Here is a 23,510-nt window from a genome sequence, read left to right on the forward strand (position 1 = left end):
AAGCTGGTGCCTCCCAGCATTTCGGGCGGACGGGGGCGGCGAATCGGTCTCGCGGTCCTCCCGCGGTCAACCGATCGGTTGACTACGCGGGGGTCAGTGCCTGCGCCAGGCGAGCCGGATGTCCAGCGTCGCGAGCCAGTCGTGCAGCTTGTAGCCGTGCACGGCCAGCCCGGCCACGGTCCGGTAGGTGATCTCCAGCGCCCGCCGCGCGTCGGCGGGGCTGAGCAGCCCGGCGGCGGCCGCGGCGAGCAGCTCGTCGGTGTCGAGCACCTCCAGCCCGCGCCCCTCGCGCAGCACGATGTCCAGGTACCAGTCGGTGGAGCGCCATTTCCCGCCGTCGCGGTCCACCGTGACGACGTCGAGGTAGAAGTCCTGGTCGCGCTCGTGCCCCGGAGTGAACCAGAAGTCCGTCAGCCGCAGCCCGAGCTCCGGCAGCAGCCACGATTCGAGGTAGGAGAACTGCGCGCGGCCTGGTGTGGGACGTGCGACGTAGAGGCCGAACGGCTCCACGCGGTACTCCTCGACCGCGCGCACCGTGCCCTTCGGGTCGGTGTTCGTACGCGCGTCGACGTCGAAGGTCTCGATCTTCGGCGGGTGCACGGAGCCCGCGTGGTCTGCCATGCGGCCCATTTTTACGGGTTTACGGGCCGTCGACGAGTGTCACGCCGGTAGGGTGATCGCGTGCTGGACGAAGCTGTCGTGACCGAAGCCGTCGCGCGCATCGCGGCGGGGCTGGGCGAACGGGTCGGCGAGCTCACCGGCGAGATGGTGCAGCTGTACGCGACGGAACTGCCGAACCTGGTGAACGACGACGAGAGCGTCGTCAGCCTGCTCGCGGCGAGCCTGTTCCAGAACCTCGACACCGCCATGCGGATCTTCCAGCACGGGATCGACCCCACGCGCGTCGAAGCGCCGGCCGCGGCCATGGAGTACGCGCGGCGCCTCGCCCAGCGCGGCACCCCCGTCATCGACCTCATCCGCGCCTACTACCTGGGCCAGACCGCGATCCTCAACCACGCGCTCGCCGAGGGCCGCGACCAGATCCGCGATCCCGACCTGCTGGGCGCGATGATGCAGCGCGCGCTCACCGGCGCGTTCGCCTTCATCGACCGCGTCACGCAGCAGGTCGTGTCCGCCTACCAGGAGGAGCGCGACCGCTGGCTGCTCAACCGCAGCGCGGTGCGGGCCGCGCGCGTGCGCGAGCTGCTCAAGGGCGGCGGCGGCGCCGAGGCGGCCGGTGTGGAGACCTCGCTCGGGTACCGGCTGCGGGGCACGCACCTGGCGATGATCGTCTGGCACGCGGTGGAACCGGCGCAGGGCAACGCGCTGGGCGCGCTGGAATCGGTCACCGCGGCGGTCGCCGGCGGCCTGCCCACGTCGGGACAGCCGCTGCTCGTGCCCGCCGACGAGCGCTGCGCGTGGGTGTGGTTCCCGTTGGAGAAGGCCGTGCTGCCCGAAGAGGAACACGTGCGGCGCGTGCTGGACTCGGCGGAGTCCACGGTCCGGCTCGTGCTGGGCGACCCCGGCGAGGGCATCGACGGGTTCCGGCGCAGCCACCGGCAGGCCGAGCGCGTGCACGCGCTCGCCGTGACGGCGGGGGAGCAGTGCGAGCGCGCGCTGACCTTCCGCGACGTCGGCACGATCGCGCTGATGACCTCCGACCTCGCGGCGACCAGGAGCTGGGTCGCCGACATCCTCGGCCCCCTCGCGACCGACGACGAGCAGCACGAACGCCTCCGCGAGACGCTGCTGGTGTTCCTCGCGACGGGCGGCAGCTACACCGCCGCGGCGGCGCGGCTGACCATGCACAAGAACTCGGTCCAGTACCGCGTGCGCAAGGCGGAGGAGACGCTCGGCCGCCCCATCACCGACAACCGGCTGGACGTCGAGCTGGCGCTCAAGGTGTGCCAGCGGCTGGGGCCCGCCGTGCTGGCCGCACCCTGAAATCCGTCGCACGAAAGGGTGAACAGCGGGCGGGCGCCGGTCTTGTTTTCGGTTCAAGGCACCAGCTGTCCGGGTGATCGTTGGGCCGTTGGCACGAAGCGATCGCGATTATTCCGGTTTAAGATTCCCCCATGGGAAACCTCGTCCACGCCGAACCGGCTGAGCTGCTGGCGGTCATCCGCCTGCGCCGCGGCGTGGTGGGCGAGTGCCGTCGCGTGAGCCACATCGTGCCGCTGCCCGCCACCGGCCCCATCCCGACCGAGCTGGTGGCGCTGTGCGGCGCCACGATCCTGCCCTCGCAGGCCGAGGTGCTCGACGGCATCGCCGGGATGCCGTGCGAGGCGTGCCTGGCCCGGCAGGCCCGCCGCGCCAGCCTCCAGCTGCGCTGACCTGCGCCGGAGCGGGACCGCCGCAAATTGTCGGTGGGTGCGCCTACCCTGGTCTCGTGGCTTTCGCAACCGAACACCCCGTGCTCGCGCAGTCCGAGTTCCGCCCGGTTTCCGACATCCCCCGGACCGGTGGGCGGTTCGAGGTCGTCAGCGACTACCAGCCCGCCGGTGACCAGCCGGCGGCCATCGACGAGCTGGAGCGCAGGCTCAAGGCGGGGGAGAAGGACGTCGTCCTGCTCGGGGCCACCGGCACCGGCAAGTCGGCCACCACGGCGTGGCTGATCGAGCGCGTGCAGCGGCCCACCCTGGTGATGGCGCCGAACAAGACCCTGGCCGCCCAGCTGGCCAACGAGCTGCGCGAGCTGTTCCCGCACAACGCGGTCGAGTACTTCGTCAGCTACTACGACTACTACCAGCCCGAGGCGTACGTCCCGCAGACGGACACGTACATCGAGAAGGACTCGTCGATCAACGACGACGTGGAGCGCCTGCGCCACTCGGCGACGATGAACCTGCTCTCCCGGCGGGACGTCATCGTGGTCGCGTCGGTGTCGTGCATCTACGGCCTCGGCACGCCGCAGTCCTACCTCGACCGGTCCACGAAGCTGGCGGTGGGCGCCGAGGTCGAGCGCGACACGTTCCTGCGGGCGCTGGTCGACGTGCAGTACACCCGCAACGACCTGGCGTTCTCGCGCGGCACGTTCCGGGTGCGCGGGGACACGGTGGAGATCATCCCGGCGTACGAGGAGCTGGCCATCCGGGTCGAGTTCTTCGGTGACGAGGTCGACAAGCTGTACTACCTGCACCCGCTGACCGGCGAGATCGTGCGCGAGGTCGACGAGGTGCGCATCTTCCCGGCGACGCACTACGTGGCGGGCCCGGAGCGCATGGAGAAGGCGATCCGCGGCATCGAGGCGGAGCTGGAGGAGCAGCTGGCGAAGCTCGAGAAGCAGGGCAAGCTGCTGGAGGCGCAGCGGCTGCGCATGCGCACGACCTACGACATCGAGATGATGCGGCAGGTCGGGTTCTGTTCGGGCATCGAGAACTACTCGCGCCACATCGACGACCGGCCCGCGGGGTCGGCCCCGGCCACCCTGATCGACTACTTCCCGGACGACTTCCTGCTGGTCATCGACGAGTCCCACGTGACGGTGCCGCAGATCGGCGGCATGTACGAGGGTGACGCGTCGCGGAAGCGCACGCTGGTGGAGCACGGTTTCCGGCTGCCGAGCGCGCTGGACAACCGGCCGCTGACGTGGGAGGAGTTCAGCGACCGCATCGGGCAGACGGTGTACCTGTCGGCGACGCCGGGGCCGTACGAAATGGGGCAGACCGGTGGCGAGTTCGTGGAGCAGGTCATCCGCCCGACGGGGCTGGTCGACCCGGAGATCGTCGTCAAGCCGACCGAGGGGCAGATCGACGACCTGGTGCACGAGATCCGGGTGCGCGCCGAGCGCGACGAGCGCGTGCTGGTCACGACGCTGACGAAGAAGATGGCCGAGGACCTGACCGACTACCTGCTGGAGCTCGGGATCAGGGTGCGGTACCTGCATTCCGAAGTGGACACCCTGCGGCGCGTGGAGTTGCTGCGGCAGTTGCGTTCCGGTGATTTCGACGTGCTGGTGGGCATCAACCTGCTGCGTGAGGGGCTGGACCTGCCGGAGGTCTCGCTGGTGTCGATCCTGGACGCCGACAAGGAGGGCTTCCTGCGCAGCGGCACATCCTTGATCCAGACGATCGGCCGCGCGGCCCGCAACGTGTCGGGCGAGGTCCACATGTACGCCGACAAGATCACGGACTCGATGCAGTACGCCATCGACGAGACGAACCGCAGGCGCGCCAAGCAGATCGCGTACAACGAGGAGCGCGGCATCGACCCGCAGCCGCTGCGGAAGAAGATCGCCGACATCCTGGACAGGGTGTACAGCGAGGCCGAGGACTCGGAGAAGGACATCGAGGTCGGAGGGTCGGGCCGGAACGCGTCGCGCGGGAAGAAGCCCGTCCAGGGTGGGGGCGGCCGCTCGTCGGGAGTCCTCGTGGACCGGGACGTGTCGGCCATGCCGAGGGCGGAGCTGGCGGACCTGATCCAGTCCATGACGGACCAGATGATGCAGGCGGCGCGCGACCTCCAGTTCGAACTGGCGGCCCGCCTCCGGGACGAGATCGCGGACCTGAAGAAGGAACTGCGCGGCATGGACGCGGCAGGCATCAAGTAGGTTCGGGCGGGTCTCGGGGGTTCGGGGGACCGGCGGGCGTCGCGGGCCCGGCGGGCTTTCGGCGGATCTGGTGGGCCTGGCAGGCCTCGCCACGCGGTTTGGCGGCTTTCGGCGGATCTCGTGGGCCCGGCGGGCTTCGGGGCTTCGCGGGGCCGGGCGCCGTCAGGCAGGCCTCACCGGGCGGTCGGGTCTCGCGGGCCCGGCAGGCGTCGCGCGGTCCGGCGGCTTTCGGCAGATCTCGCAGGGCCGCGCACCGCCCTGGCGGGTCCGGCGGCTTCCGGCGCGGGTGGCCGTGCCATGCCGTGACCCGCTGGTTGGCGCCTACTGCAAGGCCTCCTGCCGCCGATGTCCCGGCGGAATGCCGTGCCCTGCCCGTGGCGGGCCAGTGCCGCTGAGCCGCGACCGCCATCCTCGGCATCCACGCCCCGGGGCATCCTCACCGCCGGTGCCTGGCGGGCCACCGTGCGTCCCGTCGCGCCGGGCGTGCCGCCACCGGCCCCGGGCGCCCCACCGCTGGTGCCCCCGACCGCCGCCCCCAGCGTCCCGCCCCGCCGCCGCCTCTACTCCCGCACCGCATCCGCCAACGTGCGCAACGCCCGCAGGAACACGGCCCGCTCCGAGGGTGGCAGCTTGCCCAGCACCTGCTCCTCGTTCCGCTGGATCTCCGTCTGCGCCCGCTCCGCGAGGCGCCGCCCCTCGACAGTGATCGACAGCAGCCGGACGCGGCGGTCGGCCGGATCGGGGCGGCGTTCGATGAGACCGCGGTCCTGCAGGTCGTCGAGGACGGGGATCAGGCGGGTCTTGTCGGCACCGATGCGGGCCGCCAGTGCGGCCTGCGTCCGCGCGCCCTGTTCCCGCAGCGCGAGCAGCACGGAGTACGCCCACATCGTCAGGCCGTGCGCCCGCAGCACCGGCTCCTCCGCGCGCATCAGGCTCCGCCCCAGCGGCACGAGCATCGCCGCGAGATCCGGTCGGTCCGTCACGCAGGAAAATATAGCTTGCACAGATGATAAGCACCTGCATATCGTCTACTCATGCACATCAAAGAACTCGACCGCGCGGCCGTGCTCGCCAGCGTGGCCGTCGCGACCCGGGTGACCGACGCCGATCTCTCCCGCCCCACGCCGTGTACCGAATGGACGGTCGCGAACCTGCTCACCCACATGGCCGTCCAGCACCGCGGCTTCGCGGCCGCCGCCCGCGGCGAACGAGCCGACTGGCGGCTGCCCGCGCCCGCGCCGGATCCGGTCGCCGACTACCTCGCCGCCGGCGCGGACGTGCTCATCGCGTTCCGGGAAGCGGGTTCGGCATTGCTGCTGCCCGAAATCCGCGAACAGCCGTTCCCCGCCGAGCAGGCCATGGCCTTCCACTTCATCGACTACGTGGTCCACGCTTGGGACCTCGCCCGCGCCATCGGCACCGACGTACCCCTCGACGACACGGTGCTCGCGCCCGCGTGGGAGGTGGCGCGCCAGGTGCCCGACGGTGAGGAGCGGCGCCGCCCGGACGCCGCGTTCCAGCCCGCCGTCCCGGCACGGGACGGCGCCTTGCTCGACCGGATCGTCGCGACACTCGGCCGCGACCCCGCCTGGTGACACCGAAAAGCCGGGAAAGCGCTTACTCCGCGCTGGGATCGTTCTCCAGCAGCCCGAACAGGTTCCCCTCGGTGTCCTTGCAGTACGCCAGCCACCCGATGCCCGGCAGCGCGGTCTTCGGCACCACGACCCCGCCACCGGCCTGCCGCACCCGCCGCAGGGCGAGGTCCAGCTCCGGCACCTCCATCGTGTTCGGGTAGGCGTTCAGCGGCGCGTCGTCGACCGGGGCGGGGCCCTGCCGGGGGACGAGCCCGCCGTCGATCCCGGGACCGTCGCCGGTGCTGATGAGCCAGTACCGGTTGCTGCCCCACCGCTCGAAGGACCAGTCGAACACCGTCTTGTAGAACGTGATCGCGCGTTCCGGGTCGCTCGCGTGGATCTCGAAGTGGACCGGCCGAGGCATGGACACCTCCTCGCCTGTGGGGACGGGATCGGTCGAGTTTACGCGACCGGACGCCCCCGTCATCGCGGCTTCAGCCACAGCACCGAAAGGTGTTCCCGCTCCACGGCCGCCACCAGCTCGTCGACCGTGGGCGTCCGGCCCGCCGCGAACTTCAGCCCCAGCCGCCGCTGGGCCTGCTCCGGCCCCAGCTCCTCGATCCGCTTCGCGTACGTTTCGGCCACCGTGCGCGCGTACTCCACGAGCACCCCGCGCATCGGCGTCGTCCGCCCCTCGAACGTCACGTCGACGTCCCGCCCGCCGCGGAAGGTCACCCGCCACGGCGCGCTGGTGAGCACCATCAGCCCGTCGTCCCACCGGTGCGCCGTCACCGGCACCCGGTAGCGCCGCCCGGTCCGGCGGCCGGTGAACCGCAGCACCAGCACCGACCGCCCGAGCGGCCCGCCCAGCGGCGTGCGCAACGCCGCCAGCACCGCCGGGTTCAGCAACCGCACCACCGCGGCGGGCGGCCGCGTCACCGTGACAGCGTTCATGCCGCGCAGTATCTCAGCTCGTGATGTCCTTCGTCGCGAACCTCCGCGCGGCCAGCAGGGTCAGCACCGTCCCGTAGACCACCGCCGACAGCACCCCCGCCGCGATGGTGCCCCAGTCGATGTCCGTCGCGATCAGGTCGAGCCACGCGTAGGAGTAGTGCGTCGGCAGGTAGTTCCGCAGACTGCCGAGCGCCGTGATCTGGTCCAGGATCTGCGACAGGATCGCCGCCAGCACCGCACCGCCGACCGCGCCCAGCGGCGCGTCCGTCGACACGCTCAGCAGCAGCGACAACCCGGCCACCCACGCCAGCTGGATCACGATGTACACCGTCGCGACCACGATCACCAGCAGGCTCCGCCCGAACGGGATCGCGTCCCCGGTCGGGCTGATCGCGTCCCCCGCGCCGTACCAGATCAGCCCCACCGCCAGCGACACCAGCGGCAGCAGCACCAGCGCCAGCACCGACAGCAGCCCCGACGCGACCGCCTTCTGCCGCAGGACCCGGTGCCGTGGCACGGGAATCGCCAGCAGGTACTTCAGGCTCGACCACGAGGCCTCGCTCGCGATCGTGTCCCCGAAGAACAAGGCGACGATCGTCGGCAGCAGGAAGCTGCCCGCCACGAACAACGCCAGCACCACGAAGTTCGGCGCGCTGGCCGTCGCGAGGTCGACGAACCCGCCCGAGCGCCGGTTCGGGCTGGACTGCCCGATCTGGAACGCCACCACCAGGATGAACGGCAGCAGCACGACGAACCCGAGCACCAGCTGGGTGCGGCGGCGGCGGAGCTGGCGCCGCAGCTCCACCCCCAGCCGCAGCGTCCGCCCCGCCCGGTAGCCCGCGACGGCGCCGTCCGGCCCGCTGCGCACCTGCTCGCGCGAGGCCAGTTCGGTCAGCTCGTCCAGCGCCGCGGGATCGGTGTGCACCCCGTTGTCGGCCATCACGACTCCTCACCCACGAGACGCAGGAACGCGTCCTCCAGCCGCCGCCGGGGCCCGGCCTGCTCGACCGCCACCCCGGCCCGCACCAGCGCCGCGACCGCGTCCGCGCGCGGCAGCCCGTCCAGGTTCGCGTGCACCAGCTCGCCCTCGATGTCCACATCGGACACCCCGCCGACCGAGCGCAGCGCCGCGGCCGCGGCCTGCGGATCGTCCACCCGGAACGTCGCCTCGCCGCCCTCGGCGGCGATGTCGCTCACCGGGCCGGCCGCGACGAGCGCGCCCCGGTGCATGACCACGACGTGCGTGCAGGTCTGCTCGACCTCGGCCAGCAGGTGGCTCGACACCAGCACGGTCCGGCCGGTCGAGGCGTAGCGCTGCAGCACCTCGCGCATCTGGTGGATCTGGGGCGGGTCGAGCCCGTTGGTGGGTTCGTCGAGCACGAGCAGCTCCGGCAGTCCGAGCATCGCCTGCGCGATCGCGAGCCGCTGCCGCATGCCCTGGCTGTAGGTGCGCACCTTGCGGTGCACCGCCGAGCCCAGCCCCGCGATCTCCAGCGCCTCCGCGAAATGCGCCTGCTCGGCGGGCCGTCCCGTCGCGTCCCAGTACAGCCGCAGGTTCAGCTCGCCGGACAGGTGCGGCAGGAACCCCGAACCCTCCACGAAGGACCCGATCCGCGACAGCACCGGCGCGCCGGGCCGCACCTGGTGGCCGAACACCCTGATCTGCCCCGCGGTCGGGGTGATGAGGCCCATCAGCATGCGCAGCGTCGTCGTCTTGCCCGCGCCGTTCGGCCCGAGCAGCCCGAGGACCTGCCCGGCCTCCACCCGGAACGACAGGTCCCGCACCGCGGTGAGCCCGCCGGGGTAGGACTTGGTGAGCCCTTCGATCACGAGCGGCACGCCGGCCAGCTCCGGATCCGTGGAGTGCGCCCGGCGCCGCCGCAGTGCCGCGACGACCGCGACCACCAGCGCGGCGAGCAGGACGCCGATGATCGCCAGCAGGTTGCTCAGCGGCCAGCCCGCGCCCGCCGCCGTCCCGGGGACCACCGGCACGGAAAGCCCGCCTTCGACCGAGATCTGGTACGCCGCGGGCTCGATCGGCGTCGCGAACGCCTGGTCGGTGGTGGTGACGACGAGCTGCAGCGCGTGCCCCGACTCGATCGGCCGCACGATCCCCGCGAGCGTCACGGTCACCTCGGCGGCACCACCGGCGAGCGGCACGCGGATCGGCGCGACCGCGTTCGCGGGCAGCGTCCGCGTGCCGTCGGGGCTCACGTCGTACAGCTTCGCGAACAGCACGGCCTCGGGCGCGGTGCCCGCGATCCGCAGGCGGACCGTCGACGACCCGGCGACGAGCAGCTGGGAGTCCACGGGCGCGGTGGTGAACCGGGCGGACTGCCCCGGCGGATCGATGCCGAACAGCCCGGAGACGCGGGAGGACCCGGCGAGGCCGTTGAGGCCGGGGATGCCGCTGACCGCCGCGGGCACGCCGCCCGGCGGGTTCACCACGGTCTGCTCGCCACCCCGCACCGCGAGCGGGTTCCGTTGGGGCGCACCGCCGTCGAGGCCGGGGTACCCGTCGGCGGTCACGATCCGCACCGACGGCGAACCGGACGCCCGCAGCGAACCCTGCACGTCGTAGGCGAACCCGGTCACCGGGTCGCTGCCCTCACCGGTGAGCTGGAACCACAGCCAGTCGGCGATCTTCGCGCGCAGCCGCGGCCCCGGCTGCCCGCCGTCGTGCCCGCCCGCGTACCAAATCTGCTGCACCTTCCCGCCCGCCGCGGCGATCTGCCGTGCCGTCGCGTCGGACTGGTCGAGCCCGAACAGCGTGTCGTTCTCGCCTTGCACGAGCAGCGTCGGCACGGTGATCTTCGACGTCACGGTCGCGGGGGAGAGCCGGTGCAGCAGGTCGGCGGTGGCCGGGCTGACCCGGCCGGTGGTGGCGAGTTCCGTGTAGGCCTGGCAGATCTCGGCCGTGAACCGCCCGCAAACGGCCGCCGACGAGGGCAGCTGCTGCTGCGCCGCGGCGGGCGCGGCACCGCCTCCGCCGCCCTGCGCACCGCTGTCGTTTTCGCTCTCCTGCCCGGGTTCCGGTGCCTCCGCACCGCCTCCGGCTCCCGCGCCCGTGCCCCCGGCTCCCGCGGAGAACAGGATCCCGGCCCAGGACCGCTTGAACACGCCGTCCGCGCCGAAGGCCCCGGCGGCCGGGGTCGCGGCGGGCGCGGTGGCGCTCGCGGCGTTCGGCACGAGCCCCTGCGCGAGGTCGTTGTACGTGATCACCGGTGCGATCGCGTCGACGCGCTTGTCGGTGCCGGCCAGCAGCAGCGCGAGCGCGCCGCCGTAGGAGGCGCCGAGGACGCTCACGCGCGGGTCGCCCGGGCCGTCCTGCCGCACGTCGGGCCGCTTCGCGAGGTAGTCGACGAGCCGGGCGGCGTCCGCCACTTCGAGGTTCGGGTCGTTGAGCCCGATCTGGCCCGTGCTGTGCCCGAACCCGCGGGCCGACCACGTCAGCACCACGAACCCGCGGCGCGCCAGCTCCTGCGCCTGCCCGGCCACGCTCGTCTTGTCGCCGCCGAACCCGTGCGGCAGCAGGACGGCCGGCGCCGGGGTGCGGTCGGGCAGGTACAGCGTGGTGTCGAGGTGCACGAGCTCGGCGGAACCGGGGGCGGCGGGCACGTCGAGCACGGCGTCCTGGCTCGCGACGGGAGGGGCGTCGTCACCGGCTCCGGCCCAGACGAGCCCGGCGGCGGCGAGCAGCACCACGACGACACCCAGCGTCAGCAACCGGGAGCGGCGGGTGTGTGGCAGCGGTATTCGGGGCACCCCGAAACCGTATGGGAAGTTTGCTGAGAACGAGCGGCGGCGGTCCCGGTCAAGAGTGATAAGGCTGACCTTAGCTGGCGGGCCGGCCCGAGATCGGACAGAATGGACCGGATAGTGGAGGGGAGTATTCCTTCGCGGCGGTGTCGTCAGCACGGCGGCCCTTCGGGGCCCCCGGTACCGCCGGCCGGTTCTTCGGAACCGGCGGAAGAGACCTCCGGCTAGCTGCTGTGCGCGCTAACCGGAGGTTGTTTCTCAGATGTCCGTGCCCCTGTGGCTGTGGGCCGCCACCATCGTCGGCCTGCTCGTCCTGATCGCGATCGACCTCGTGATCGTCGACCGCAAACCCCACGAGGTGACTACTCGTGAGGCCGCCAAGTGGGTGGTCTTCTACGTCTCGTGCGCCGTCCTGTTCGGGGCCGGCGTGTGGATCTTCGCCGGGCACGACCCCGGCGTCGAGTTCTTCACCGGCTACCTCACCGAGTACTCGCTCTCGGTCGACAACCTGTTCATCTTCATGGTGATCATGGCGTCGTTCAAGGTGCCGCTGATCCACCAGCACCGGGTGCTGCTCGTCGGGATACTGCTCGCGCTGGCCATGCGCAGCGTGTTCATCGCGATCGGCGCGGCGCTCATCAACCAGTTCGTGTGGGTGTTCTTCCTGTTCGGCGCCGTCCTGGTGTGGACGGCGATCAGCATGGTGCGGGGCAACGACCACGACGACGAGTACCGCGAGAACGCCGTCGTGCGGTGGATCCGCAAGGTCTACCCCGTAACCGACGAATTCCACGGCCACAAGATGACCGTCAAGCGGGACGGCAGGCGGTGGCTGACCCCGATGTTCGTGGTGATCGTGGCCATCGGCAGCGCCGACCTGCTGTTCGCGGTCGACTCGATCCCGGCGATCTTCGGCATCACGCAGGAGGCGTTCCTCGTCTTCACCGCCAACGCGTTCGCGCTGATGGGCCTGCGCCAGTTGTTCTTCCTGCTCGGCGGGCTGGTGAACAAGCTGGTCTACCTGTCCTACGGGCTCGCGGTGATCCTCGGCTTCATCGGCGCCAAGCTGATCCTGCACGCGCTGCACGAGTACCACGCGGTGCCGGACTGGCTGGACATCAACAACTGGATGTCGCTCGGCGTCATCGTCGTCGTCCTGACGATCACGACCGTCGCGAGCCTTTTGAAGAGCAGGCGGGACTCCGCACGGGAAGCGGCTGTGGAGCAGGCAAGCGAACGCTGAGTTGTACTGTCCGGGTATGCGTCCCACCGACATCGAACTGCTCCGCACCCCGGGCACGCCGGCCCTCCACGGGGACCTGCTGCTCGTGGGGGACTCCGCCCCGCACGCGGAAGGCAACACCTACCGCGGCGCGCTGTGGCGGATCGGCCTCGACGGCGAAACCACCCAGTGGACCCACGGCGAGCGTGACTCGGCGCCCGTCCTCTCCCCCGACGGGCGCCGGGTCGCCTTCCTCCGCGCGGAGGCCAAGGCGAGCCCGCAGCTGTACGTCATGCCCGTCGACGGCGGCGACGCCCGGCGCCTGACGGACCTGCCGCTCGGGGTGGGACAGCCGGTGTGGGCACCGGATTCGCGCCGGATCGCGTTCACCGCGCGCGTGCCCGAGCCCGGCCGTTACGGCGTGCCGACCGAGGACGGCGAGAAGCTCGAACCCGCCGAGGAGGCACCGCGGCGGATCACGCGGTACGACTACCGGATCGACAACATCGGCTTCCTGCGGGACCGGCCCCAGCGGCTGTTCGTCGTCGACACCGACGCACCCGCCGAGGAACTTTCGCCGCTGACCGACGAGCGGGTCGATGTCTCCGAGCCGACGTGGACTCCTGACGGCGAAAGGATTCTCGTCGTCGCGCAGCGCGAGTGGGGCGACGCGGAGACGGAGGAGACCGACCTCTACGCCGTGCCCGCGGCCGGGGGCGAGCCGGTGCTCGTGGTGCGCAGCGCCGGTGGGGTCGAGAAGCTGACGGTCACCGAAGACGGCACGGTGTGGTTCATCGGGGCCGAGTTCACCTGGCCCTTCGCCGAGGCCCGCAACCCCGGGCTGTGGTCGGCGAAGCTGTCCGAGGGCGTCGCCACCCCGCGCCGGGTCACCGACGCCGAGACCGTGCACTGCTTCGGCGGCGCCGGAGCGCCCGCGGTGTTCGGCGACCAGGTGCTCGTGGCGGTGCTCAACCGCGGCGCGGTCGAGCTGCGCGCGGTGCCGCGGGACGCGGAGGAAGCGCCGCTGGACAAGCTCACCCTCGTCGCGGGGGAGCGGGCCGCGGTGCGGTCGTTCACCGCGGACGGGAACCGGATCGCCGCCGTCATCGCCCGTCCCGACAGCGCCGGTGACGTCGTGCTCATCGACGGGGACACGCAGCGGGTGCTCACCGACTGGTCGAAGCCGTTGCGGGAGAAGGGGACCCGGCCGCTGGAGGAACTGACCGCGACCGCGCCCGACGGCTACCCCGTGCACGGCTGGCTGGTCCGGCCCGAGGGCGAGGGCCCGCACCCGGTGCTGCTCGTCGTGCACGGCGGCCCCTTCGCCGCGTACGACTGGGGCCTGTTCGACGAGGCGCAGGTGTACGCGTCGGCCGGGTACGCGGTCGTGCTCGGCAACCCGCGCGGGTCGGCGGGTTACGGGCAGAGCCACGGCCGCGCGATCGTCAAGGCCTTCGGCACCGTGGACGCCGACGACCTGCTGGCCCTGCTGGACGCCGCGCTGGCGCAGCCGGACCTCGACTCCTCGCGCGTCGGCGTCATGGGCGGTTCCTACGGCGGGTTCATGACCACGTGGCTGTCCGCGCACCACGGCGAACGCTTCCGCGCCGCGTGGAGCGAGCGCGCGGTCAACGCGTGGGACTCGATGGTCGGCAGCTCCGACATCGGCTGGTCCTTCGTCGACGCGTACGTCGGCGGCGACCTGGAGACGCAGCTCGACCGCAGCCCGCTGACCTACGCCGACCGCATCCGCATCCCGTTCATGGTCATGCACTCCGAGCACGACTGGCGTTGCCCGCTGGAGCAGGCGCAGCGGCTGTACGTCGCGCTCAAGCGCAACGGCACGGAGGCGGAGATGCTGCTGTTCCCCGGCGAGGGGCACGAGCTGAGCCGCTCCGGCAAGCCGCGGCACCGGATCCAGCGGTTCGACGCCATCCTCGACTGGTGGGCGCGGTACCTGTAGGGACTCGGACCGTGAACTGGACGGTGCGGCGCGCCGTGCCCGCGGACGCGGCGCGGATCGCCGAGATCAACATCGCGGGCTGGCGCGCCGCCTACCGGGGACTGCTGCCGGACGCCTACCTCGACGGCATGAGACAGGAGACCGTGCGGGAGCGGTGGGCGGCCCGCCTGCGCGGTGACGCCGAGCCCTCGGCGATGTTCGTCGCGGTGGGCAAGGACTCCGTGCCGTGCGCGTACGCGTTCGTCAGCGCCGCGCGGCAGGAGTCCGACCGGCACCCGGTGCTGCCGACGGGGGAGCTGTGCGCGATCTACGCCGATCCCCGGTGGCGTGGCACGGGTGCCGGGTTCGCCGTGCACCAGGCGGCGCTCGGGCACCTGGCCGCGCACGGGTTCCGGCACGCGGTGCTGTGGGTGCTGCGGGGGAACCTGCCCGCGCGGCGGTTCTACGAGGCGCGCGGCTGGAGCTGCGACGAGGTGTCGGCGGACCTGGACGTCGGCGGCGAGGCCGTGCCGGAGGTGCGGTACTCGCGGCCGCTTCAGGAGAGCAGGACGTAGTTCAGCTGCTCGCACACCCTGGCCAGCGGGATGTCCAGGCCCGGGTGGTCCAGCGGCAGCAGCACGTCCGGTTCGGCGGGCAGCGCCCCGGCGGCCGGCGGGTCCCACAGGCACACCGAGGGCCCGCCGCCGTCCATCGACGAGCGGTACCACAGGCCGTCGAGGTCGTCGAAGGCCGCGCGGATCGCCCGCGCCCACGCCTGCGTGACCTGCTTGGGGCCGCTGGAGATCTCCTGCGAGGCGCCGGCCCGCGTCGGCCACAGCCCGGACAGGTCGAGCAGCCGCAACGTCCGGGAGGGGTGCACGACGACCAGCTGCGGCGCGTTCGTGTGACGGTCCACAATGGACGTCGTCTGGTACACCTCGGCAACGCTCGTCCGCACGGAAAGCCCGAAGTACGCCACGCCGTTGCCCGGGTCCTCGGCGGGGGCACCGCCGTGCCCCGGCGGCTGCGGGTCGAACCGGCCGTGGGGCAGCGGGCCGAAGCGGCGGAAGGTGTTCCAGCGCTGCGGGTGCGAGCCGCCCGCGCTGAAGATCCGGACCAGGCTGGTGGCCGGGTGCACGGCGACGACGTCCTCGTTCCGCCGAGCGGCGATGAGCGTGCCGCGTCCGGGCGGCAGGGGGAGCCGGGCCATCAGGTGCGGGGGCCCGCCTCAGAAGGCCGTGCCGAGCGTGGCGGCGAGCGCCGCCACGGGACGGGGATCGCCACCGGCGAGCAGCCACTGCCGCGGGCTGACCGGTTCACCGGCGATCACCAGGTCGTCCTGCGGGTGGGTCATGAACGCGGCGACCACGAGCGCGGGCTGGTCGGCGGGCACAGCGGCGAGCACGGTGTCGAGGCCCGGCAGCACGCCGTCGTCGGTGAACTGCCACGCGGGCAGCCGCCAGCCACCCTGGTCCTTCCAGCCGGTGAGCCTGCGCTCGGCGAGGCGGTGCCGGACGCGGCTGGCGTCGACGCCGAGCCGGTCGGCCGCCGCGGGCACGGTGAGCGCGGACTCGGCCAGCACGGCGTGTGCGGCGACCGCGCGGGCGCGGGGGTCGGGCTCGTCCTCGTGGTAGGGCGAGAGGTCGAGACCCGCTTCGGCGAGCGCTTTCCCTTGCGCGGGCGTGAAGAACCGGGACGGTTCCGGGTCCGGTGCGTCCAGGCGGCGGGCCGCGTCCTCGACCAGCGCGAGGAAGTCCGCGGCGTCGATCCGGAGGCCCGCCCTGGCGAGCACGGCTTTCAGCGCGACCGTCACGTCCCTCAGGCTAGCGCAGGTGTGCGCTTCCGTGCGCGGTCGCGGGGAATGTGCTTGACATGTGTCCTGTGTCACTCTAGCTTGCCTGGTAATCGATTTCCCGGGCGACGGCGGAGGTGCGCGTGGACCACGACGGCGCTCCGCTGGCCCAGCTGACGGGGATCAGCAAGTCCTTCGGCGGCACCCAGGCCGTCCGCGGGGTCGACTTCACCCTCCACGCCGGCGAGGTGCACGCGCTGCTGGGCGAGAACGGCGCCGGGAAGTCGACGCTGATGAAGGTGCTGTCCGGCGAGCTCACCCCCGACCACGGCGAGATCAGGATCGACGGCAGGCCCGTCCGCCTCACCGGACCCGCCGACGCGCAGCACGCCGGCATCGCGATGATCCACCAGGAACTCGACCTCGTGCCCGCGTTGTCCGTGGCGGAGAACGTGTTCCTCGGCCGCGAGCCCCGCACCCGGCTCGGCGCCGTCGACCGGCGGCGGATGGTGCGCGGCACCGCCGCGCTGCTGGAGCGGGCCGGCGTCGGCTTCGACCCGCGGCGGCCCGTGGAGCAGCTGCGCACCGGCGAGCAGCAGCTCGTCGTCATCGCGAAGGCGCTCTCGCTCGACGCCCGCATCCTCGTCATGGACGAGCCGACGTCCGCGCTGTCCGCGCCCGAGGTGGAGCGCCTGCTGGAGGTGATCGGTGAACTGCGGCGCGCGGGCGCCGGGATCGTCTACATCTCGCACCGGATGGAGGAGATCGGCCGCGTCGCCGACCGCGCGACCGTCCTGCGCAACGGGCGGGTGGTGGCGGGGTTCGACGCGCGGTCGATGACGGCGGCACAGGCGTCCGAGGCGATGGTCGGGCGCCCGGTGCACCTCGTGTTCCGCACCACCGGGAACGCCGCGGCGGGGGAGGAGCTGCTGCGGGTCGAGGGTCTGGCGGTGCGGACGCGGCGGCCCCGGCCGGGGCGCAGGGACCCGGCCGGGGTCGACCTGCGGGTCGGGAAGGGGGAGATCGTCGGGCTCGCCGGGCTGCTCGGCTCGGGGCGCACGGAGCTGCTGGAGACGCTGTACGGCGCCGGCACCAAGGGGACCTGGCAGGGGAAGGTCCTGTTGGCGGGCGAGGAGGTCCGGCCGCGCAGCCCGCGGCACGCGCTCCGGCTCGGGCTGGCGTTCGTGCCGGAGGACCGGCGGATCTCCGGGCTCGCGCTGGAGCACTCGGTGCTCGCCAACGCGGTGCTGTCCGTTGTGGACAGGATCGCGCGGCTGGGCTGGGTGCCGCGCAGGCGCGAGCAGCAGGTGGCACGGGCTTCCGTGGAACGACTGGGGGTGAAGCTCGCGTCCCTGCGCGCCCCGGCGGGCGCGTTGTCCGGCGGTAACCAGCAGAAGGTGGTGCTCGGGCGCGGGCTGCTCACCGAGCCCCGCCTGCTGCTGCTCGACGAGCCGACGCGAGGGGTGGACGTCGGCGCCAAGGCCGAGATCTACCGGCTGCTCGGCGAGGTCGCGGAGCGCGGGGTGGGCGTGCTGCTCGCCTCGTCCGAGCCCGCGGAGCTGATCGGCGTCTGCCACCGGGTCGTCGTGCTGCAGGGCGGGCGCACGGTGCGGGAGCTGGACACCGGGCACACCTCCGAGGCGGACCTGCTCGCCGCCGCGATGGGGCAGGGGCAGCTGGAGGACCTGGTGGGAGGCAGGCGATGACGGCGGAACTGACGGAGGTCCCCGCGCGGCGGCACGACGTGCTGGCGGCGGTGTTCCGGTTCCAGAGCCTGTTCGGGCTGGTGGTGGTGTTCCTCGCGGCCGTCGTGTACTCGCCGAGCAAGAACGGGCAGCTGCTGTTCCTGGACTCCGGCAACCTGTTCAACGTCGTCCGCTCGATCTCAGAGATCGGCATCCTCGCGGTCGGGATGACGCTGGTGATCCTCATCGGCGGGATCGACCTGTCGGTCGGCTCGGTGCTCGGCCTGGCCAGCGTCGGCTCGGCGGTGCTGCTCGTCGACAACGGCCTCGGCGTCGTGCCGGTGGTGCTCGCCGTGCTGGCGATCGGGCTCGGTTTCGGTCTGCTGCAAGGGTTCGCGGTCTCGCAGTTCAAGATCCAGGCCTTCATCGTGACGCTCGCGGGGATGCAGATCGCCCGCGGCCTGGCCCGGATCTGGTCGGGCGGGCAGGGCGTCACGATCACCTACGGCGACGCGCCGGGGCAGGCGCCGGTGGCGTTCTCGCTGCTCGGCGAGCGGACGTTCGACGGCGTGGTGCCGATCCCCGCGCTGATCTTCGTCGGGGTCGCCGCGCTCGCGGTGGTGCTGCTGCGGGTCAGCGCGTTCTCCCGGCACGTCTACGCGATCGGCGGCAACGAGAAGGCCGCGCGGCTGTCCGGGGTGCCGGTCCGCCGGGTGAAGGTCGTGGTGTTCGGGATCTGCGGCCTGCTCGCGGCGCTCGCGGGCATCGTGCACGCGGGGCAGCTCAACTTCGGCGGGCCGAACGACGGCGCGATGTACGAACTGGACGCCATCGCCGCGGTCGTGATCGGCGGGACCAGCCTGTCCGGCGGCCGCGGCTCCGTCGTCGGCACCGTGGCCGGGGCGCTGCTGGTCGGGGTGCTGCGCAACATCCTCGCGCTCAACAACGTGGACTCCAACGTCCAGCTGCTGGTCATCGGGCTGGTGATCGTCCTCGCGGCGGGCCTGCAGCGGCTGCGGCCCGCCTCGGTGTCCTGAACAGACTACAAAAGGGGTTGGTATGACAAGGAAGTCAGCCCTCGTCCTCGGCGCGTGCGTCGTGCTGGCGGCCTGCGGGACGACGCACGAGAACACCGGCGCGGGCGGGCCGTCCGCCCCGGGGAAGTGCGGGGGCCCGTCCAGCAGCTACACGATCGGCATGAGCCAGGCCAACGTCGCCGAGCCCTACCGGCAGCGGATGGACGACGACATCCGCGCCGCCGCGGCGCAGGTGCCGCAGTTCAAGGTCAACTTCGCCGACGCCGCGCAGGACAACTCCAAACAGGTCGAGCAGGTCGACAACTTCGTGACGCAGCAGGTGGACCTGCTCATCATCAGCCCGAACGAGGCGACCCCGCTGACCGCGCCCGTCAAACGCGCCTACGACAAGGGGATCCCGGTGCTGGTCCTCGACCGCAAGGTCGACGGCGACGCGTACACCGAGTTCATCGGCGCGGACAACGTGGACATCGGCAGGCAGGCCGGGCAGTACTTCGCGAAGGTGCTGCTGCCGAACGGCGGCAAGATCGCCGAGATCCGCGGGCTCGCCGGTTCGACCCCGGCGAAGGAGCGCGGCGACGGGTTCGCGCAGGGCATCGAGGGCAGCGGCATCCAGATCGTCGCCACGCAGGACGGCGACTGGCTGCGCGACAAGGGGCAGCAGCAGGCCGACGCGATCCTCAAGGCGCACCCCGAGGTGCAGGCGATCTACTCGCAGAACGACCCGATGGCCGAGGGCGCGCGGATCGCGGCGCAGAACGCCGGCCGCGCGGACCTGCCGATCACCGGGATCGACGGGCTGCCCATCGAATCCGGCGGCATCAAGGCCGTCGAGGCGGGCAGGCTGTCCGCCACCTTCCTCTACCCCACCGGCGGCAAGGAGGCGATCGACGCTGCCAAGCGCATCCTGCTGGACTGCCAGCCGGTGCCCAAGACGCAGACCCTGGGCACGCAGCTGGTCACCAGGGACAACGCGGCCCAGGTCTACGCGAGGCTCAACGCCGGGGGGTGACGCGCCGGGTGCTGCCGCGCTCGATGAGCCGGGCCTCGAGCACGGTCGAGGAGGGCGGCAGCGAGGGATCGGCGATCCGCGCGAGCAGCAGCCGCGCGGCGGCGGTGCCGATGTCGTAGGCGGGCTGGGCGACGACCGTCAGCGGCGGGTCCACGAGCGTGGCCCACGGGACGTCGTCGAACGCGACCACGCCGACGTCGCGGCCGGGGCGCAGGCCCGCCTCGCCCAGCACCTCCAGCACGCCGATCGCCATCGCGCTGTTCGCCACGAGCAGCGCGTCGGGCGACTCGGCGAGCAGGGCCTCGGTGGCCTGCCTGCCGCCGGAAGCGCGGTACTCGCCCCGGCGTTCGAGGTAGCGGTCGCGGCCCGCGGCTTCGAGCGCGTCGCGGTAGCCCGCGAGGCGGTCGTCGGCCGTGCGCACGCCGGCGGGGCCGGTGACGCAGCCGATGCGCGTGTACCCGGCGCCGAGCAGGTGCTCGGTGGCCTGCCGCGCGGCGAGCCGCGAGTCCACGAGCACCTGGTCGCATTCGGTCAGCGGGCGGTCCACGGCGACGACGGGGGTGCCGCGCTGCCGGAGCCGTTCGACGCTGGAGGACGCGTCGGCGGGGGAGAGCACGACGCCCGCGACCCGTTCCTGCAACGCGACGTCGATGTACCGCAGCTCCTTTTCGGCGTTCTCGTCGGAGTTGCACAGCACCACGGAGTACCCGGCGGTCTGCGCCACGTCCTCGACCCCGCGCGCGATCGCCGTGAAGAACGGGTTCTCCACGTCGGCGATGATCAGCGCGAGCACCGCCGTCTCCTGGCGACGCAGGTTCCGCGCCAGTCCGTTGGGGTGGTAGCCCAGCTCGTCGGCCGCCGCGCGGACCCTCGCCACCAGCGCCGGGTCCACTGTGGACTTGCCGTTGAGCGCCCTGGACACCGTCGCCGTGGAGACGCCCGCCCTCCTGGCGACGTCGCTGATGGTCGCCACGGCGACCTCCCTTCCCGGCACCCTTGACAGTGCCGTCCGTCGAAGCATAGCGTCCCGAGTAATCGATTACCCGCACTAGGAGGCATTGTGGCCCGCATCGGCGTCGTCAGTATTTCCGATGGGCGTGACCATGTGCACGCCCGCAACGCGGGGTTCATCCAGTCCAAACAGGACGCGCTCGTCCGGTCGCTGAGCGCAGCGGGGCACGACGTGGTCGCGGGGAGCGAACTGGTCGCCACCAACACCCTCGCCACGTCCGTCGCCCGCGAGGTCGCCGCGGCCGGCGTGGACGTCACCGTGTTCTACTACGCCGTCTGGAGCTTCCCGCACTTCACGATGCTCGCCGCGGACGCCACGCGCAGCCCGCTCGTGCTCGTCGCCAGCACCGATCCGACGGAGCCGGGGCTCGTCGGCATGCTCGCCGCGGGCGGGGCGCTCGACCAGATCGGCCGCGCGCACACGCGGTTGTGGGGCGCACCGGACGACGCGGAGCTGGTCGAAAAGATCGGTGTGCAAGCGCGCGCGGCGAGCGCCGTCGCGTCGTTGCGGGGGTCGACGTTCGGCCGCTTCGGCGGGCGTCCTATGGGCATGAACACCGCCGTCGCCAACACCGACCAGTGGATGCGCCAGTTCGGGATCGACGTGGAGGAGATCGACCAGTACGAACTGGTCCTGCGCGCGGAGCGGGCCGACGCGGGCGAAGCGGCCAAGGCGCGCGAGTGGATCGAGGCGCACGCCGCGGGCGTGCACTACGACGGCAGGAAGCTCACCCCGGAACTGCTGGAGCGGCAGATCCGCTCGTACCTGGCGATCCGCGACATCATCGCCGAGCGGAAGCTGGACTTCTCCGGCATCAAGGGCCAGCCCGAGCTGACCGAGCACTTCGCCACGATGGACGTCACCGAAGCGTTCCTCAACGACCCGTACGACTGGAACGGTCCGAAGGACGTGCACGTCACCGCCACCGAGGCGGACATGGACGGCGCGCTGACCATGCAGCTGTTCCACCGGATCACCGGCACCCCGGTGTTGTTCGCCGACGTCCGGCACTACCACGCCGACCGCGACATCTGGGACCTGTGCAACTCCGGCCAGCACGCCACCTGGTACGCCGCCCGCAGCGACGACCCGGCGGAAAACCTGGCGAAGGTGCACTTCTACCCCGAGGTGTTCTTCTTCCCCGCGGGCGGCGCGTCCGTCCAGCACATCGCCGCGCCGGGGCGGATGACGCTGGGCCGGCTGACCCGCGAGGCGGGGGAGTACCGGCTTCAGCTCATGCTCGGCGAGTTCGAAAGCTACGACGACGCCACGAACACCGAGCTGATGCGGCAGTCCACACCGGAGTGGCCGCACGCGTTCGCGCGGCTCGACGTGGCGGGGGAGCGGTTCCTGTCGGAGTTCGGGGCCAACCACATCCACGCCGTGCCCGGCGACGTCCGCGCCGAACTGCGCGCCGCCGCGGCACTGCTGGGCGTGCGGGTCGACGAGTGGTCCCGTGGCTGAGCGCGGCCTGCTGCTCGGGATCGACATCGGCACGTCGAGTTCGAAGGGGGTTCTGGTCACGTCGCGCGGCGAGATCCTCGCCCGCGCTTCGCGCTCGCACGAGACGTCGTACCCGCACCCGGGCTGGGTGGAGCACGACGCGGAAACCGTGTGGTGGCAGGACTTCCTGGCACTGTGCCGGGAGCTGGTGGCGGCGGCGGACGGCAGGCCGCTGGCGGGACTGGCCGTCAGCGGCATCGGTCCGGTGCTGCTGCCCGCCGACGCCGGCGGACGGCCGCTGCGGCCCGCGATCCTGTACGGCGTGGACACCCGCGCGCACCGGGAAATCGAGGAGCTGACCGAGGAGTTCGGCGCCGAGGCGATCCTGGAGCGGGCGGGCACGGCGTTGTCGTCGCAGGCCGTCGGGCCGAAGTGGCGGTGGCTGGCGCGGCACGAGCCCGAGGTGTTCGAGCGCGCGCGGCTGTTCCTGATGGCCAGCTCGTACCTCGTGCACCGACTCACCGGTGAGTACGTGCTGGACCACCACTCGGCGAGCCAGTGCGACCCGATGTACGACCTGCGCGCGGGGGAGTGGGCCACGGACTGGGCCGGGCGCGTCGCACCCGGCATCGAGCTGCCGCGGCTCGTGTGGCCCACCGAGGTGGCGGGCACGGTCACCGCCGCCGCGGCCGCGGAAACCGGTCTGCCTCAAGGACTTCCGGTCACCGGCGGCACGGTCGACGCGTGGGCGGAGGCGGCCAGCGTCGGCGTGTCCGACCCCGGCGACACGATGGTCATGTACGGCACGACGATGTTCCTCGTCCAGGTGCTCGCCGACCCGAGGCCGCACACCGGGCTGTGGACGACGTGCGGGGCGTTCCCCGGCACGTACTCGCTCGCGGCGGGCATGGCGACGTCCGGCGCGATCACCGACTGGCTGCGGAAGCTCGTCGGCGGCGACTTCGCGGAACTGGTGCGGCAGGCCGCCGCCGTGCCCGCGGGCAGCCGTGGGTTGTTGCTGCTGCCGTACTTCGCGGGCGAGCGCACCCCGCTGTTCGACCCGGACGCCCGGGGCGTGATCGCCGGGCTGACGACCGGGCACGGGCTGGGCGAGCTGTACCGGGCGGCGCTGGAGGGCATCGCGTACGGGGTGCGGCACAACCTCGAAGCGATGCACGCCTCCGGCGGCGAGGCGCGGCGTCTCGTCGCGGTCGGCGGGGGCACGCAGGGCGGGCTGTGGACGCAGATCGTGAGCGACGTGACGGGCAGCGAGCAGCAGGTGCCCGCCGAGACGATCGGCGCGGCGTACGGCGACGCCCTGCTGGCCGCCGTCGCGACCGGCGCCGAGCCCGGCTCCTGGAACCCGGTCGCCACGACGGTGCGGCCGGATTCCACGCGTGCCGCCGTGTACGAGGAGTTCTACGCCCACTACCGGGCGCTCTACCCGGCCACGAGGGACACCGCGCACTTCCTCGCCGCCCAGCAGCAGGCCGCCGACCGCACCGGGGCATCATGAAGGGCTCTTGATC

At 72.3% G+C, this 23,510-nt stretch carries 21 protein-coding genes; 12 read left to right on the plus strand and 9 right to left on the minus strand.

Translation table 11 applies throughout. From position 1 onward, the window contains the following. Positions 1-93: 93 nt before the first annotated feature. Positions 94-621, minus strand: a complete 528-nt coding sequence (locus BMZ92_RS27095; protein ID WP_091513290.1) for a ribonuclease FAU-1 family protein — start codon at positions 619-621, stop codon at positions 94-96. A gap of 60 nt (positions 622-681) precedes the next feature. Between BMZ92_RS27095 and BMZ92_RS27100 the strand changes: the two genes are divergently transcribed. The 3 genes from BMZ92_RS27100 (at position 682) to uvrB (ending at position 4,549) form a co-directional block, all read left to right on the plus strand. Next, positions 682-1,944: a PucR family transcriptional regulator gene (locus BMZ92_RS27100; RefSeq protein WP_091513124.1), complete on the plus strand. Its 1,263-nt coding sequence runs from the start codon at positions 682-684 to the stop codon at positions 1,942-1,944. Positions 1,945-2,075: 131 nt separating this feature from the next. Continuing rightward, on the plus strand, positions 2,076-2,333 hold the full coding sequence (locus BMZ92_RS27105; protein ID WP_091513127.1) for a hypothetical protein: 258 nt from the start codon (positions 2,076-2,078) through the stop codon (positions 2,331-2,333). 56 nt (positions 2,334-2,389) lie between these two features. Further along, on the plus strand, positions 2,390-4,549 hold the full coding sequence (gene uvrB / locus BMZ92_RS27110) for an excinuclease ABC subunit UvrB (protein ID WP_091513130.1): 2,160 nt from the start codon (positions 2,390-2,392) through the stop codon (positions 4,547-4,549). 560 nt (positions 4,550-5,109) lie between these two features. Here the strand turns inward: uvrB and BMZ92_RS27115 are convergent. Next, on the minus strand, positions 5,110-5,532 hold the full coding sequence (locus tag BMZ92_RS27115) for a MarR family winged helix-turn-helix transcriptional regulator (protein WP_245783275.1): 423 nt from the start codon (positions 5,530-5,532) through the stop codon (positions 5,110-5,112). A gap of 51 nt (positions 5,533-5,583) precedes the next feature. On the opposite strand from BMZ92_RS27115, the gene BMZ92_RS27120 reads away from it, so the two are divergent. After that, positions 5,584-6,144 (plus strand): TIGR03086 family metal-binding protein, encoded by a 561-nt coding sequence (locus BMZ92_RS27120; protein ID WP_091513135.1) that lies wholly within the window; start codon positions 5,584-5,586, stop codon positions 6,142-6,144. A gap of 22 nt (positions 6,145-6,166) precedes the next feature. Here the strand turns inward: BMZ92_RS27120 and BMZ92_RS27125 are convergent, their stop codons facing one another. The 4 genes from BMZ92_RS27125 to BMZ92_RS27140 are packed head-to-tail and all read right to left on the minus strand — an operon-like array spanning position 6,167 to position 10,842. After that, the gene (locus BMZ92_RS27125; RefSeq protein WP_091513138.1) at positions 6,167-6,547 is read right to left on the minus strand and encodes a VOC family protein; all 381 of its coding nucleotides are present in this window, start codon (positions 6,545-6,547) and stop codon (positions 6,167-6,169) included. Between the two features lie 59 nt (positions 6,548-6,606). Next, positions 6,607-7,077 (minus strand): hypothetical protein, encoded by a 471-nt coding sequence (locus BMZ92_RS27130; RefSeq protein WP_091513141.1) that lies wholly within the window; start codon positions 7,075-7,077, stop codon positions 6,607-6,609. A gap of 13 nt (positions 7,078-7,090) precedes the next feature. Further along, entirely contained in the window at positions 7,091-8,017 is a 927-nt protein-coding gene (locus tag BMZ92_RS27135) for an ABC transporter permease (protein WP_091513142.1), read from the minus strand. Continuing rightward, positions 8,017-10,842, minus strand: coding sequence for an alpha/beta fold hydrolase (locus tag BMZ92_RS27140; protein WP_091513145.1), 2,826 nt, complete (start codon positions 10,840-10,842; stop codon positions 8,017-8,019). Before BMZ92_RS27140 ends, BMZ92_RS27135 begins: the two co-directional genes overlap by 1 nt. A 256-nt stretch (positions 10,843-11,098) precedes the next feature. On the opposite strand from BMZ92_RS27140, the gene BMZ92_RS27145 reads away from it, so the two are divergent. Genes BMZ92_RS27145 through BMZ92_RS27155 form a run of 3 tightly spaced genes read left to right on the plus strand, consistent with a single transcriptional unit; the run spans position 11,099 to position 14,575 of the window. After that, the gene (locus tag BMZ92_RS27145) at positions 11,099-12,079 is read left to right on the plus strand and encodes a TerC family protein (protein WP_091513147.1); all 981 of its coding nucleotides are present in this window, start codon (positions 11,099-11,101) and stop codon (positions 12,077-12,079) included. A gap of 16 nt (positions 12,080-12,095) precedes the next feature. Continuing rightward, positions 12,096-14,021, plus strand: coding sequence for a S9 family peptidase (locus BMZ92_RS27150; RefSeq protein ID WP_091513150.1), 1,926 nt, complete (start codon positions 12,096-12,098; stop codon positions 14,019-14,021). 11 nt (positions 14,022-14,032) lie between these two features. Next, positions 14,033-14,575, plus strand: coding sequence for a GNAT family N-acetyltransferase (locus tag BMZ92_RS27155; RefSeq protein ID WP_091513152.1), 543 nt, complete (start codon positions 14,033-14,035; stop codon positions 14,573-14,575). Here the strand turns inward: BMZ92_RS27155 and BMZ92_RS27160 are convergent. Together BMZ92_RS27160 and BMZ92_RS27165 are read right to left on the minus strand one after the other, a co-directional pair. Continuing rightward, a complete protein-coding gene (locus BMZ92_RS27160; RefSeq protein ID WP_091513154.1) occupies positions 14,557-15,210 on the minus strand; it encodes an RES family NAD+ phosphorylase in 654 nt (217 codons plus the stop codon). The two genes, BMZ92_RS27155 and BMZ92_RS27160, sit on opposite strands and share 19 nt — an antisense overlap. 18 nt (positions 15,211-15,228) lie before the next feature. Beyond that, a complete protein-coding gene (locus BMZ92_RS27165; protein WP_091513156.1) occupies positions 15,229-15,813 on the minus strand; it encodes a DNA-binding protein in 585 nt (194 codons plus the stop codon). A 122-nt stretch (positions 15,814-15,935) separates the two neighbouring features. On the opposite strand from BMZ92_RS27165, the gene BMZ92_RS27170 reads away from it, so the two are divergent. From BMZ92_RS27170 to BMZ92_RS27180, 3 genes are read left to right on the plus strand one after another with little or no spacing between them, the layout of a single operon-like run. Next, on the plus strand, positions 15,936-17,498 hold the full coding sequence (locus BMZ92_RS27170; protein WP_091513159.1) for a sugar ABC transporter ATP-binding protein: 1,563 nt from the start codon (positions 15,936-15,938) through the stop codon (positions 17,496-17,498). Continuing rightward, positions 17,495-18,514 carry an ABC transporter permease gene (locus BMZ92_RS27175; RefSeq protein WP_091513161.1) on the plus strand — a complete coding sequence of 340 codons (1,020 nt, stop codon included), beginning with the start codon at positions 17,495-17,497 and terminating at the stop codon, positions 18,512-18,514. Before BMZ92_RS27170 ends, BMZ92_RS27175 begins: the two co-directional genes overlap by 4 nt. 22 nt (positions 18,515-18,536) lie before the next feature. Further along, positions 18,537-19,526: a substrate-binding domain-containing protein gene (locus BMZ92_RS27180; RefSeq protein WP_091513164.1), complete on the plus strand. Its 990-nt coding sequence runs from the start codon at positions 18,537-18,539 to the stop codon at positions 19,524-19,526. Here BMZ92_RS27180 and BMZ92_RS27185 read toward each other — a convergent pair. After that, a complete protein-coding gene (locus tag BMZ92_RS27185; RefSeq protein WP_091513167.1) occupies positions 19,510-20,499 on the minus strand; it encodes a LacI family DNA-binding transcriptional regulator in 990 nt (329 codons plus the stop codon). The two genes, BMZ92_RS27180 and BMZ92_RS27185, sit on opposite strands and share 17 nt — an antisense overlap. An 87-nt stretch (positions 20,500-20,586) precedes the next feature. On the opposite strand from BMZ92_RS27185, the gene BMZ92_RS27190 reads away from it, so the two are divergent. Continuing rightward, positions 20,587-22,002: an L-fucose/L-arabinose isomerase family protein gene (locus BMZ92_RS27190; RefSeq protein WP_091513169.1), complete on the plus strand. Its 1,416-nt coding sequence runs from the start codon at positions 20,587-20,589 to the stop codon at positions 22,000-22,002. Continuing rightward, positions 21,995-23,497: an FGGY-family carbohydrate kinase gene (locus BMZ92_RS27195; RefSeq protein WP_091513171.1), complete on the plus strand. Its 1,503-nt coding sequence runs from the start codon at positions 21,995-21,997 to the stop codon at positions 23,495-23,497. Before BMZ92_RS27190 ends, BMZ92_RS27195 begins: the two co-directional genes overlap by 8 nt. Positions 23,498-23,510 lie beyond the last annotated feature (13 nt).

Source organism: Amycolatopsis sacchari (assembly GCF_900114035.1).
GTDB lineage: Bacteria > Actinomycetota > Actinomycetes > Mycobacteriales > Pseudonocardiaceae > Amycolatopsis_E > Amycolatopsis_E sacchari.

Excerpts from the sequence above, each read along its gene's own strand:
- BMZ92_RS27095 (WP_091513290.1), bottom strand. The coding sequence starts at position 621 with ATGGCAGACCACGCGGGCTCCGTGCACCCGCCGAAGATCGAGACCTTC.
- BMZ92_RS27105 (WP_091513127.1), top strand. The coding sequence starts at position 2,076 with ATGGGAAACCTCGTCCACGCCGAACCGGCTGAGCTGCTGGCGGTCATC.
- BMZ92_RS27120 (WP_091513135.1), top strand. The coding sequence starts at position 5,584 with ATGCACATCAAAGAACTCGACCGCGCGGCCGTGCTCGCCAGCGTGGCC.
- BMZ92_RS27125 (WP_091513138.1), bottom strand. The coding sequence starts at position 6,547 with ATGCCTCGGCCGGTCCACTTCGAGATCCACGCGAGCGACCCGGAACGC.
- BMZ92_RS27130 (WP_091513141.1), bottom strand. The coding sequence starts at position 7,077 with ATGAACGCTGTCACGGTGACGCGGCCGCCCGCCGCGGTGGTGCGGTTG.
- BMZ92_RS27135 (WP_091513142.1), bottom strand. The coding sequence starts at position 8,017 with ATGGCCGACAACGGGGTGCACACCGATCCCGCGGCGCTGGACGAGCTG.
- BMZ92_RS27145 (WP_091513147.1), top strand. The coding sequence starts at position 11,099 with ATGTCCGTGCCCCTGTGGCTGTGGGCCGCCACCATCGTCGGCCTGCTC.
- BMZ92_RS27150 (WP_091513150.1), top strand. The coding sequence starts at position 12,096 with ATGCGTCCCACCGACATCGAACTGCTCCGCACCCCGGGCACGCCGGCC.
- BMZ92_RS27160 (WP_091513154.1), bottom strand. The coding sequence starts at position 15,210 with ATGGCCCGGCTCCCCCTGCCGCCCGGACGCGGCACGCTCATCGCCGCT.
- BMZ92_RS27175 (WP_091513161.1), top strand. The coding sequence starts at position 17,495 with ATGACGGCGGAACTGACGGAGGTCCCCGCGCGGCGGCACGACGTGCTG.
- BMZ92_RS27180 (WP_091513164.1), top strand. The coding sequence starts at position 18,537 with ATGACAAGGAAGTCAGCCCTCGTCCTCGGCGCGTGCGTCGTGCTGGCG.